Origin of the sequence: Actinomadura sp. NPDC023710 (genome assembly GCF_040639875.1) — a bacterium.
GTDB lineage: Bacteria > Actinomycetota > Actinomycetes > Streptosporangiales > Streptosporangiaceae > Spirillospora > Spirillospora citrea.
On record NZ_JBFAGB010000029.1, the window covers coordinates 104,413 to 115,543 of the forward strand.

Sequence of the window (11,131 nt, forward strand, 5' to 3'; positions counted from 1 at the left end):
GTGCGCGGCGTCGGCTGGACTGAGGAGCGCGCGGAGCGACGGAGGAGTGAGCACGCGACGAGGGAAGCCGGTGCCTGGTGGCGCTCCGAGCCGCCGAGCGGAGGCGAGGCGATGAGGCAGGGCGTCAGGCTCGGGGTCGATGTGGGGAGCGTGCGGGTCGGGGTCGCCCGGTGCGATCCCGGCGGGATCCTCGCGTCTCCCCTGGAGACGGTGAAGAGCGGCAAGGGCGACGTCGACCGGCTCGTGGACCTGGTCGCCGAGCACGAGGCGATCGAGGTCGTCGTCGGGCTGCCCACCTCGCTGTCGGGCCGGGAGGGGCCGGCGGCGCAGTCGGCGCGCAGGTTCGCGGTCAGGCTCGCCGGCCGCCTTCCCGCGGAGACGGTCCGGCTGCACGACGAGCGGCTCACCACCGTGACCGCCGAGAGCGGCCTGCGGGCCGGCGGCGTGCACGGCCAGGCGCGGCGCAAGGTCGTCGACCAGGCCGCCGCGGCGGTCCTGCTCCAGGCGGCCCTCGACGCCGAACGGTTGACCGGACGCCCCCCGGGCGAGATCGTCCAGGGGAGCTCATGAACGACTTGGACCTCTTCTCCGACCCGTACGGCGACGGGCCTCCGCCCGAGGAGACCCGTGGCCGGCGGGACCAGCGGCGCCGGCGCAAGCGCCAGAAGCGCCGCAGGCGCAGCGGGCGTGCCGCCGCGCTGTTCGCGATGGCGTTCCTCGTGGCCGTGTTCGGCACCGGCGGCGTCCTCGGGTACGCGTGGCTCGACAACAAGTGGCACCCGCCGGACTACAAGGGAGAGGGCTCCGGCAAGGTCACCGTCCAGATCAGCGACGGCGCGAGCGGGTCGGTGATCGGGACGACGCTGGAGCAGCACAAGGTCGTCAAGAGCTCCCAGGCCTTCGTGAAGGCCTACAACAAGGAGACCCGCGCCTCCAGCATCCAGCCGGGCTTCTACCAGATGCGGCTGCAGATGTCCTCGGCCGCGGCGATGGCGCTGCTGCTGGACCCGAAGTCGCGGGCCGGGAACCAGGTGACGATCCCCGAGGGCCGGCGGGCCATCGAGGTCTTCGAGCTGCTGGCGAAGAAGACCGGGATCTCCGTCAAGGAGTTCCAGGCGGTGGCGAAGCGGCCGAAGAACCTCGGGCTGCCCTCCTACGCGCGGGGCAAGGTCGAGGGGTACCTGTACCCGGGACGCTACGACCTGGACCCGAACGGCTCGGCGGAGCAGATTCTCAAGGAGATGGTGGGCCGGTTCACCAAGGAGGCCGACAGCGTCGACCTCGTCGCCGAGGCGCGCAAGGCGCACCTGAACCCGGCGACGGTCATCACGCTCGCCAGCCTGGTCCAGGCCGAGGGCGGCAAGCCCAGCGACCTGCCGAAGATCTCCCGGGTCATCTACAACCGGGTGGACAAGGGCATGAAGCTGCAGTTCGACACCACGGTGCTGTACGCGCTGAACGAGCGGCGGCTGACCGTCACCGAGAAGGACCTGCAGACCGAATCGCCCTACAACACCTACCTGCACGTGGGCCTTCCGCCCGGCCCGATCGCCAACCCCGGACCGGACGCGATCGAGGCCGCGCTGGCTCCGGCGGAGGGGACGTGGCTGTACTTCATCGCCACCGACCCGACGAACAAGGTCACCAAGTTCGCCACGACGGAGCAGGAGCGGCTGGCGATCGAGAAGGAGTTCCGGGCCTGGCAGAAGGCGCACCCGGGCCAATGACCGACGGGACGGGCCGCCGCGCGGCGGTTTTGGGGTCGCCGATCGCGCATTCGCTCTCGCCGGTGCTGCACCGGGCGGCGTACGCGGCGATGGGGCTGGACGCCTGGTCCTACGACGCGGTCGAGTGCGGTGAGGACGGTCTGGCCGCGCTGCTGGACGGGCTCGGGCCGGAATGGGCGGGCCTGTCGCTGACCATGCCGCTCAAACGCGTCGCGCTCGGCCTGGTCGACACGGTCTCGGACCTGGCAGCGAAGGTCGGGGGCGCGAACACGATCGTCCTGCGGGACGGGCGGCGGCACGGGGACAACACCGATGTGTACGGCATCGAAACGGCGCTCGCCGAGGCGGGGCTGAAGGCCCCGGCCGAGGCGCTGGTGCTGGGCGGCGGCGCGACGGCGGCGTCCGCGCTGGCCGCCCTCGCCGGGCTCGGCACGCGCGAGGCCGTCCTCGCGGTGCGGACGCCGGAGCGCGCCGCCGGCGCGGCCGAGGTGGGGGAGCGGTTCGGGCTCGCGGTGCGGGTCGTGCCGCTCGGTGAGGCGTCCGCGCACCTGCCCGCGGAGCTGGTCGTGTCGACCCTTCCCGGAGGGGCCGCCGATGTGTTCGCCGAGCCGGTCGCCGAGTCCGGCGCGGCCTTGTTCGACGTCGTGTACGCGCCGTGGCCCACGGCGCTCGCGGCGGCCGTCGAGCGCGCGGGCGGCACGGCCGTCGGCGGGTTCGCGATGCTCCTGCACCAGGCCGTGCGGCAGGTGGCCATGATGACGGGCCGCGACGACGTGCCGGTGGAGGCGATGCGCGCCGCGGGCGAGGCGGAGCTGGCCCGCCGCGCCTGACCCCGCCTCACGGCGGGGCGCGCTGGGCACGGCGCCGCTTCACCGACTCGTCGATGCTGGTGAGGACGATGGGCAGGATCACGCTGAGCCAGAAGTCCTTCCAGCCCCACACGCCCGCGGCGACGCCGAGCGCGCTGCCGGCGCACACGAGACTCAGCAGGAACGCCGCCCAGTGCCGCTGGGCCAGCCCGATCGGGTCGACGATGCGGCGGTGCGGGAGCAGGTCGGCCAGCGGACGCTCCCGGGCGTGGGCGCGCTGCACGACCATCGCGTCCGGCAGCCAGTGCAGGACGTCGGCGTTCCCGGCGAGCGGGATCCGGGACAGGGCGACCAGCGTCTCCAGCCGCCACCACAGCGTCCACAGCGACGTGCGCCCGCTGCCCGGGTAGCCGTTCCAGCGCGGGTCGGCGACCTCCCCGCGCACCAGCGTCCGGAACGCGCGGGCGACGGTGGGCCCGTGCGGTCCGCGCGGGTCCCGCAGCAGCGCGGTGAGCGTGATCGGCAGCCCGTAGTGCCACAGGGCGAGACGCCATACCGGCTCCGGTCCGGCGCCGCGTTCCGAGACGGTGCGGGGCGAGACGCCGTAGGTCTCGATCCAGGTGTGGTCGTCGTCGGGGTCGAGGTGCTCCAGCAGCCAGTCGTAGGCGTCCAGCAGCCGCTCGGTCCTCAGGTCGGGGCGCGCCTCGGCCAGCGTCACCAACGCGAAGGCGGTGTGCGTGACGGTGGGCCGGGACGCCTGCGTCGGGCCCCAGGCGGGACGGTGCGCGGTCCGGTCCGCCGTCAGCCACTCCACGCCGCGGTCGACGGCGGGGTCGTAGGGGTTGAGCTGGCTGAGCGCGCGGAGCGCCAGGCACGTCAGCCACACCCGGGACGGGCAGCCGCGCAGTGAGCCCCATCCACCGTCGGGGTTCTGGTTGTACAGCAGCCACCGGTAGGCGCGCTCCAGGTCGGGGGCGTCCTCGCGCAGGTCGCAGCGGGCGCGGGCGAGGAAGCGCGCGATCCAGCCGGTCGCCTCGACCACCGGCATGCCGAGGCTGGTCCTGGTGGCCCAGCCGCCGTCGCGCAGCGGGTCGTCGGACCGGGTCTGCCGGGCGGCGAGGAGTTCCAGGCCGTCGTCGAAGTGCTCGAACGCCCGCCCCGCCTCGGCGAACGCCATCAGCCCGAGGGCGGTGGCGGTGGTGCCGGGTTCCGGCCGCGCGAGTTCGTGGTACCAGCCCCCGCCGGCGCCGAGCGCGGGGGCGTAGGTGTCGCGCAGGACGTCCAGCGACTCGTTCAGCCGGGCGTCGAGGACGGCCAGGTCGATGATCGGGGGGTCGGCGCCGCGGCGCCAGGCGGCGGAGCGGGCGGCGCGGGGCGCACGGGGCGCACGGGACGGGAGCGGGGGTGTCTGGTTCACGTTCTTGCCTTCTGCTCTTGTTATTCCCGGCAGGCCGGGATTTGTACCTCGCGGTACCGCCTCTGTATCCGCCGCAGCGAGCGCGGGCGCGCGGCACCGGGCAGGCTGGAGGCAGACCGCTCCCGCGTTCCGCGATGCTGGAGGTGGCTTGGCCGAACCGACCGTCCGGGACGAGCCCGACCACGACTGCGTCCTGTGCCCCCCGCTGCGGTTCCGCTTCAACGGCATGGCCGGACTGCCCGGCGAGTCGGGCGTCATCGCCGGCGACCGCGACTTCTTCCTGATCCCGGACGTCGCGCCGCTCGCCGAGGGGCACCTCCTGCTGGTGACGCGCGAGCACCACCAGTGCGCGGGAGACTTCCCCGGGCCGATGTGGGAGCGCGCGCTGTGGTGGCGTGACCGTGTGGCCCGTCTCTACCGGGAGGCGTACGGAGCCGGTGGACTGCTGCTGTTCGAGCACGGGTCGGCGAGCGCTCAGAGCGGCGGCGCGTGCATCGACCACGCGCACTGGCATTTCCTCCCCGGCGCGACCCGCGTACGGGCGGTCGTGGAGCGGGAGGGGCGCCCAGGCGTTCCGGCGGACCACGCGACCCTGCGGGCCTGCTACCGCGCCGGCCGCTCCTACCTGCTGATCGAGGAGGACGGCGCCGCGACCGTCCACCCGGGCGACGGTGTGCGGAGCCAGTTCCTGCGCTGGGCCGTGGAGGCGTCCGGCCCGAGCCGGACCTGGCGCTGGCAGGAGACCTTCGGGTCGCCCGCCAGCAGGCGGCGCTTCCTGTGCACGCTGCGGGCGATGCGGGCGGCGGCGGCCGCCCTGCCGGACACGGATCAGCCTCCCGACAGCCACCAGTAGAGCTCGCACGAGGTCAGCCGGTCTCCGTACCCCGCCCGCGGCGCACCGGGCGAGTAGCCGGTGGAGTACGCCTCCGGCGACCGTCCCCGCTGGTGGGCGAGCACCCGTTCCAGGGACGTCGGGCCGAACCGCAGCAGCCACAGGGGACCGCCGGGAACGGCGCGGTCGAGGACCGGCAGCAGATCCCGCGGTGCCCGGCCGCCGCGCGGCGGCGGATGCCCGAGCAGGCGCGCGAGGGTGTGCGCCTCGGAGACGACGAGGTCCGCCCGCTCCAGGACCGGCAGCACGCAGGACGCCGGAAGCCGCGCGTCGATGTCGTGGGGGACGACGTCGAACGCCACCCGCGTGCCCGCCGCGCGCGCCGTGCGCATCGCCTCGTGGAGAGCCTCCCGGGAGCCGGGGGCCAGCAGCGAGTAGCCGTCGACGGCCAGCACGTCGGCGTCCTCGATCCCGGCCGCCGCCGCGCGCACGTCCGCCGCGGTGAGCCGCCGGGCGGGCGGCTCGTCCTGGACGACCAGAAGCCTGACGCCGGGCCCGCCGCCGTCCGCGCCGTCGCGCAGCATCACCGACACGCCGTTCGGGACGCCGGACTCGACGACCAGGCGGTCGGCCGCGCCCAGCCGGCACAGTTCGCGGCGGATCGTCTCCGTGTAGTCGTCGTCGCCGACCTTGGCCAGCACGCCGACCCGGCGGAAGTAGCCCACGGCGGAGCGGGCGAGGTTCACCGCCGTCCCCGCGGTCAGCACGCGGGCGGGTGCGTAGCAGAGCCGGTCGGCGTCGAGTTCGGCGAAGCGGACGCCCGGCAGGCTCGCGCGCACCTCGATCCCCGCGTCCCCGATGACGAAGAGCGCGAAGCGGCGCACGGCGGCGCCGTCGAGGCCCGGCCATTCGAGGGGCGATCGGAACGGCGCCATGTCCCGGGGTCAGCCGGCCGGAGGCAGGAAGGCCCGCATCACCGGGCGCAGGCTCGGGATGAGGTCGTACCCGCCTGCCTCGCGCAGCGGCACCCAGGCGCACCGGTCCAGATGGTCGCTGACGTCCTGGTTCTCCAGGGTGGCGTCCAGGGTCACCGGCCGGCAGCGGCGCGCCGCCGCCACCACCCGGATCTGCCCGCCGGGATTGCCGCGGTCGGGCATGAACCACTGCCACAGGTGGAACGGCGGACCCGGATCGATCTTCAGGCCGACCTCCTCCCAGACCTCGCGGCGGATGTGGTCGTCGAGATCGAGGTCGGCGTCCTCCTCCAGCCGCCCGCCGGGCACCTCCCAGCGGCCCGGGTGGAACGGGTCGGAGGCGGCCTTGCGGACCAGCAGCAGCCGCCCGCCGGACACGATGAACGCCTTCTGCGCGAACTGGAGCCGGACCGGCGGCACGGCGGTGAGAGGGCCGGCGGCGCCGGCGTCGACCGAGGGCATCGCGGGAGACCTCCCTGGTGCCGGCCCCACCGGGCCGTCTCGGCTCCACCGTAACAACCCGCGGTCTTCGCGCCGAGACGCCCGCCGGGCCAGAACACTCTCACCTCGCGGCGGGCGGCGCGGGCCCGGGAATGGCGCCGCGCCGCGGCCTGTTGCAAGGGATGGCGTACCTCATCCGGGCGCTCGCACGCAAGGGGCCGGGCGAGCCGTCCTTCATGGCGCACGTGGTCCCACTGGGTGGTATTCTTAGTGGTCGACCGGCCCTGTGCGCGCGACCAGATGGTGGCGCGTGCCGGGCGCTCAAGCGGAGGCCACCTCCCACCTGACCGGCTGCAAGGCCGGTGGGTCTCGGTCCGGCGAACGGGCGTTCGGCCCGTCTCGTCGTTGTTCCCGGGCGGCATGGCCGTCACCGGGAGACCGAAGGTGGCCCCGTGCGTGAGTCGTGCGGGGCTTTTCTCGTGGAAGCCTCGGGGTACGACCGGTCCAACGAACTTGAGAACGGCCCCAAGGAGGTCCCATCAGCGCCGAACCGCGTATCAACGACCGCATTCGCGTGCCCGAGGTCCGGCTCGTCGGCCCGAACGGCGAACAGGTGGGCATCGTGCCCATCGCCAAGGCCCTCGAACTCGCGCGTGAGTCGGACCTCGACCTCGTCGAGGTGGCGCCCACCGCGCGTCCGCCCGTCGCGAAGCTCATGGACTACGGCAAGTTCAAGTACGAGTCCGCGATGAAGGCGCGTGAAGCGCGGAAGAACCAGGCGCACACGGTCATCAAGGAGATCAAGCTCCGCCCGAAGATCGACCCGCACGACTACGAGACCAAGAAGGGTCACGTGGTGCGGTTCCTGAAGGCCGGGGACAAGGTGAAGGTCACGATCATGTTCCGTGGTCGTGAGCAGTCCCGTCCCGAGCTCGGTTTCCGGCTGCTGCAGCGGCTCGCCGACGACGTCGAGGAGCTCGGCTTCGTCGAGTCGCGGCCCAAGCAGGACGGCCGGAACATGATCATGGTGCTCGGTCCGCACAAGAAGAAGACGGCCCGCGGGCAGGAGTCGGAGACGACCGTCTGACGGCCGTCCGGGGACCGGCCTCGCGGTGGCCCCCATCGCGACCTCGTGGCTGAGCGAGGTCGCGGCCTACGTACATTGAAGCCTGACCTGGCGCGTCCACGGATTGCCGTGCGGTGCGCCGATCAGGCGCGCCTCCATGCCGGTCGGCACGGAGGCCGGGAAAGAGGGAGACGACGGCGACCATGCCGAAGACCAAGACCCACAGCGGTGCCAAGAAGCGCTTCAAGCTGACCGGCACCGGCAAGGTGATGCGCCGCCGCGCCAACCGCAACCACCTGCTCGAGCACAAGCCGTCCAAGCGGACCCGGCGCCTCGACGGCCCCGCCGTGGTGGCCGACGCCGACGCCAAGAACATCAAGAAGCTGCTGCGCAAGTAGCACTCGACCAGGAACATCACCGACCGGCCGAGGCCAGCACGGCCCCGGCCCCCACGAAGGAGTTCAGCACGTGGCACGCGTGAAGCGGGCGGTCAACGCCGCCAAGAAGCGTCGGGTCGTCCTGGAGCGGTCGAGCGGCTACCGCGGGCAGCGTTCGCGCCTGTACCGCAAGGCCAAGGAGCAGCAGCTCCACTCGATGACCTACGCCTTCCGGGACCGCAAGGACCGCAAGGGCCAGTTCCGCCGGCTGTGGATCCAGCGGATCAACGCCGCGGCCCGCGCCAACGGCATCACCTACAACCGGTTCATCCAGGGCCTGAAGGCCGCCGAGGTCGAGGTCGACCGGCGCATGCTCGCCGAGCTCGCCGTCAACGACGCCCCGGCGTTCGCCGCCCTGGTCAAGGTCGCCCAGGACGCGCTCCCGGCCGAGGGTTCGGAGGCCGCCTGAGCCGGGTGACCGGCACACGGGCGATCACAGCGACATGGCGGGCCGCGAGCTGACCTCTCTCCGATCACCACGGGTGAAGGCCGCTCGGCGGCTCGCCAAACGCGCGTTCCGGCGCCGTGAGAACCGGTTCCTCGCCGAGGGGCCGCAGGCGGTGCGGGAGGCGCTGCGGATCCCCGGCGGGCTCGCCGAGCTGTTCACCACGGCCGAGGCGGAGGCCCGCCATCCCGAGCTGGTGCTCGCCGCCGAGCGCGCCGGCGCGCCGGTGCTGCGCGTCAGCGGCGAGATCATGGCGGAGCTCGCCCAGACCGTCACCCCGCAGGGGCTGCTGGCGGTCTGCGGGTTCGTCGACGTCCCGCTGGACAAGGCGCTGGAAAGCGGTCCCCGGCTGGTGACCGTGCTCGCGCACGTCCGCGACCCCGGCAACGCGGGGACCGTCCTGCGCACCGCCGACGCCGCCGGCTCGGAGACGGTCGTGTTCACCGACGCGTCCGTCGACCCCTACAACGGCAAGTGCGTCCGCGCCTCCGCGGGCAGCCTGTTCCACCTGCCGGTCGTCGTCGGTCCCCGCTTCGACGCGCTGATCCCGGAGCTGAAGGGCGCGGGCCTGACCGTCCTCGCCGCCGACGGCGCGGGCGACCGCACCCTCGACGAGGCGATCGACGAGGGGGTGCTCGCGCGCCCCACCGCCTGGGTGTTCGGGAACGAGGCGTGGGGGCTGCCCGAAGAGATCCTGCGCCACGTGGACGAGGTCGTCCGCGTGCCCATCTACGGGCGGGCCGAGAGCCTGAACCTGGCGACGGCCGCTGCCGTATGCCTTTATGCGTCCGCCCGCGCGCAGCGCGGCTCCCAGGAAGAGCGCCCGAGCCGCACGTGAAGCACGGTGCGGTCGCGGTGTTTCACTGCATTCCGTGATCGAATGGCCGCATGCGGTCGCCATAGGCCCCTCCTCGTGACGGGTGAGCTGGGAAGATGGTCTCCGCGTGGACGTGGGGCAGGGGGGCCTGCCGCCGCGTACGGCTCGTCCGCGGGCAGGAGCGAGAACCGCGACCGGTGGGGGATCACGCCGTCGCGATACCGCGCCGAACGTGTTGATCAGTGGGTTGACCAGGGCGGCGACGAGGCCGCACAGAGTGGGGGCGAGCGTCATGACCGAGGAGACCAGGCGGACGGGAAGGCCGGGCCGGCGTCCCCCGGAGGTGCGGTGCCGGGCCGGCGCGGTCCGGGCCGTCCCGGATGCCGCCCCGGGCGCCTCCGGCGCGCACGCCGACGACGGGCTGCGCATCGAGACCGCCAGGGTCGCGGCCGGTACGGCCGTCGTCGCGGTGACCGGGGAGATCGACCTGCGCACCGCCGGGCCGCTGCGCGACCGGCTCGTCGAGATGCACGGGCGGATGCCGGGGGCGGGGCCGCGCCGTCTGGTGGCCGACTTCGCCGCCGTCCCGTTCTGCGACGCGGCCGGGCTCGGCGCGCTGGTCGCCGCGCACAACCAGATCTCCGCCGCCGGCGGCGAGATCGCCCTCGCCGGGGTGCGGCCCGCCCAGCTGCGGCTGCTGAAGATCACGGGCCTGCACCGGCTGTTCGCGATCCATCGCGATGTCGAGGCCGCGCTGTCCGGCCAGGACTCGCCCACGAGGTCCGGATGAGGGCGCGAACCACTGATGAGGCCGTCCGCGGGAGGAGGCGACACCGGGCACGGGGGCTACACATGCCTTGCCGCGAGGCGGTTTCCGGGTCCCGTTAGGGGCCCGACTCCGGCTAGAGTCTCTTTCCGACAGGCCGCGTTCCATCGGTGTTCTGGAGGCCGCTGTGGGCGGAGAGGAATCCCCTCTCGTGGCCGCGCGCGGACCCGAGGCGGGGTCCGGGCCGGGCCCCGAGGGGAGCGGCCCGGACGACCTGCCCGACGGGCTGATGGTCGCCGGCCGGGATGCCCGCGTCATCGTGTTCAACGCCGCCGCCGCGCGGATCACCGGGATTCCCGCCGGGTCGGCGGTGGGCCGCGACTTCCGCGACGTCCTGCCCCTGCACGACGCCGAGGGCCGCGACTGGTGGAAGTGCCTGGCCCCCTACGACGGCCTGTCCACCCGCACCCGCCATCCCGAGCGCGTGCTGTTCCTGCCCGGCGGCACCGAGGTGCTCGTGACCGCGGCGTACCGCCGCGACGCCGAACGCCGCGTGGAACGGTTCACCGTGTGCCTGCGCGACGCCCTGCACCGCGCCCGCCAGGAGCGCGATCGCGCCGACCTCGTCTCCACCGTCGCCCACGAGCTGCGCTCCCCGCTCACCAGCGTCAAGGGGTTCACCGCGACGCTGCTGGCCAAATGGCACCGCTTCAACGACGACCAGAAGCGGGTGATGCTGGAGACCGTCAACGCCGACGCCGACCGCGTCACCCGGCTGATCACCGAGCTGCTGGACGTATCCCGCATCGAGTCGGGCCGGCTGGAGATGCGCCGCCAGGTCGTCGACCTTCCCGATGAGGTCCGCAAGGTCATCGCGGGACGGGTCGCGGCGGGCGAGCCGGAGGACCGCTTCCGCTTCGAGACGCGCGGCGAGCTGCCCGAGATGTGGCTCGATCCCGACAAGATGGATCAAATCCTCGGCAACCTCGTCGAAAACGCGGTGCGTCACGGCGCGGGCACTGTCACCATTGTGGTGGAGCCGGATGCGCATAAGGAGGGGGCGGCCGTGTCGGTGCGCGACGAGGGCGAGGGCATTCCGCCCGAGGCCGTCCAGCGCGTGTTCCGGCAGTTCTGGCGCGGCCCCGGCGGCAGCCGCCGCGGCGGCACCGGGCTCGGGCTCTACATCGTCAAGGGGCTGGTCGAGGCGCACGGCGGTGTGATCACCGTGCGGCGGGCGCCCGGCGGCGGCGCCGAGTTCCGATTTACGGTGCCCGCAGGGGCCCCCGACTACGCCGGCTGAACCGCGGTCCACGCCGCGGCACGGCATCGGGTCCCCGGCGGGCCAGCGCGTCACGCGCACGCTTTCCGGAAGTTCTCCGCCCGCGCACTAGACTGCGGGC

At 73.5% G+C, this 11,131-nt stretch carries 13 protein-coding genes; 10 read left to right on the plus strand and 3 right to left on the minus strand.

The genetic code is table 11. The features are described 5' to 3' along the window. Positions 1–111 precede the first annotated feature (111 nt). From ruvX to AB0H37_RS30030, 3 genes are read left to right on the plus strand one after another with little or no spacing between them, the layout of a single operon-like run. On the plus strand, positions 112–570 hold the full coding sequence (gene ruvX, locus AB0H37_RS30020) for a Holliday junction resolvase RuvX (RefSeq protein ID WP_179834504.1): 459 nt from the start codon (positions 112–114) through the stop codon (positions 568–570). After that, positions 567–1,727 carry an endolytic transglycosylase MltG gene (gene mltG, locus AB0H37_RS30025; RefSeq protein ID WP_329091595.1) on the plus strand — a complete coding sequence of 387 codons (1,161 nt, stop codon included), beginning with the start codon at positions 567–569 and terminating at the stop codon, positions 1,725–1,727. Before ruvX ends, mltG begins: the two co-directional genes overlap by 4 nt. Then, on the plus strand, positions 1,724–2,557 hold the full coding sequence (locus tag AB0H37_RS30030) for a shikimate dehydrogenase (RefSeq protein ID WP_179834506.1): 834 nt from the start codon (positions 1,724–1,726) through the stop codon (positions 2,555–2,557). Before mltG ends, AB0H37_RS30030 begins: the two co-directional genes overlap by 4 nt. Positions 2,558–2,564: 7 nt before the next feature. Here the strand turns inward: AB0H37_RS30030 and AB0H37_RS30035 are convergent, their stop codons facing one another. Further along, a complete protein-coding gene (locus tag AB0H37_RS30035) occupies positions 2,565–3,953 on the minus strand; it encodes a prenyltransferase/squalene oxidase repeat-containing protein (protein ID WP_360616487.1) in 1,389 nt (462 codons plus the stop codon). 148 nt (positions 3,954–4,101) lie between these two features. Here AB0H37_RS30035 and AB0H37_RS30040 point away from each other — a divergent pair, with 148 nt between their 5' ends. Continuing rightward, positions 4,102–4,806: a hypothetical protein gene (locus AB0H37_RS30040; protein WP_360616488.1), complete on the plus strand. Its 705-nt coding sequence runs from the start codon at positions 4,102–4,104 to the stop codon at positions 4,804–4,806. Here the strand turns inward: AB0H37_RS30040 and AB0H37_RS30045 are convergent. Both AB0H37_RS30045 and AB0H37_RS30050 read right to left on the minus strand, forming a co-directional pair. Beyond that, positions 4,782–5,720 (minus strand): PfkB family carbohydrate kinase, encoded by a 939-nt coding sequence (locus AB0H37_RS30045; protein WP_179834509.1) that lies wholly within the window; start codon positions 5,718–5,720, stop codon positions 4,782–4,784. The genes AB0H37_RS30040 and AB0H37_RS30045 overlap by 25 nt on opposite strands. Before the next feature lie 9 nt (positions 5,721–5,729). Then, complete coding sequence (locus AB0H37_RS30050; RefSeq protein ID WP_179834510.1) at positions 5,730–6,221, minus strand: NUDIX hydrolase; 492 nt, start codon at positions 6,219–6,221, stop codon at positions 5,730–5,732. 535 nt (positions 6,222–6,756) lie between these two features. Here AB0H37_RS30050 and infC point away from each other — a divergent pair. The 6 genes from infC to AB0H37_RS30080 all read left to right on the plus strand — a co-directional run bounded on the left by infC (position 6,757) and on the right by AB0H37_RS30080 (position 11,031). Then, the gene (infC, locus tag AB0H37_RS30055) at positions 6,757–7,287 is read left to right on the plus strand and encodes a translation initiation factor IF-3 (protein ID WP_258943360.1); all 531 of its coding nucleotides are present in this window, start codon (positions 6,757–6,759) and stop codon (positions 7,285–7,287) included. Between the two features lie 182 nt (positions 7,288–7,469). Further along, complete coding sequence (gene rpmI, locus AB0H37_RS30060; protein WP_067894345.1) at positions 7,470–7,664, plus strand: 50S ribosomal protein L35; 195 nt, start codon at positions 7,470–7,472, stop codon at positions 7,662–7,664. 70 nt (positions 7,665–7,734) lie between these two features. Further along, complete coding sequence (gene rplT / locus AB0H37_RS30065) at positions 7,735–8,112, plus strand: 50S ribosomal protein L20 (protein WP_179834511.1); 378 nt, start codon at positions 7,735–7,737, stop codon at positions 8,110–8,112. Between the two features lie 34 nt (positions 8,113–8,146). Continuing rightward, a complete protein-coding gene (locus AB0H37_RS30070) occupies positions 8,147–8,986 on the plus strand; it encodes an RNA methyltransferase (RefSeq protein ID WP_360616489.1) in 840 nt (279 codons plus the stop codon). A 271-nt stretch (positions 8,987–9,257) separates the two neighbouring features. After that, on the plus strand, positions 9,258–9,755 hold the full coding sequence (locus tag AB0H37_RS30075) for an STAS domain-containing protein (protein ID WP_179834513.1): 498 nt from the start codon (positions 9,258–9,260) through the stop codon (positions 9,753–9,755). 187 nt (positions 9,756–9,942) lie between these two features. Then, a complete protein-coding gene (locus AB0H37_RS30080; protein WP_329091570.1) occupies positions 9,943–11,031 on the plus strand; it encodes an ATP-binding protein in 1,089 nt (362 codons plus the stop codon). The last annotated feature ends 100 nt before the right edge of the window (positions 11,032–11,131 follow it).

Bases quoted from the DNA above. Each gene is read 5' to 3' on its own strand.
- ruvX (WP_179834504.1), top strand. From the start codon at position 112: ATGAGGCAGGGCGTCAGGCTCGGGGTCGATGTGGGGAGCGTGCGGGTC.
- mltG (WP_329091595.1), top strand. From the start codon at position 567: ATGAACGACTTGGACCTCTTCTCCGACCCGTACGGCGACGGGCCTCCG.
- AB0H37_RS30030 (WP_179834506.1), top strand. From the start codon at position 1,724: ATGACCGACGGGACGGGCCGCCGCGCGGCGGTTTTGGGGTCGCCGATC.
- AB0H37_RS30045 (WP_179834509.1), bottom strand. From the start codon at position 5,720: ATGGCGCCGTTCCGATCGCCCCTCGAATGGCCGGGCCTCGACGGCGCC.
- AB0H37_RS30050 (WP_179834510.1), bottom strand. From the start codon at position 6,221: ATGCCCTCGGTCGACGCCGGCGCCGCCGGCCCTCTCACCGCCGTGCCG.
- rpmI (WP_067894345.1), top strand. From the start codon at position 7,470: ATGCCGAAGACCAAGACCCACAGCGGTGCCAAGAAGCGCTTCAAGCTG.
- AB0H37_RS30070 (WP_360616489.1), top strand. From the start codon at position 8,147: ATGGCGGGCCGCGAGCTGACCTCTCTCCGATCACCACGGGTGAAGGCC.
- AB0H37_RS30075 (WP_179834513.1), top strand. From the start codon at position 9,258: ATGACCGAGGAGACCAGGCGGACGGGAAGGCCGGGCCGGCGTCCCCCG.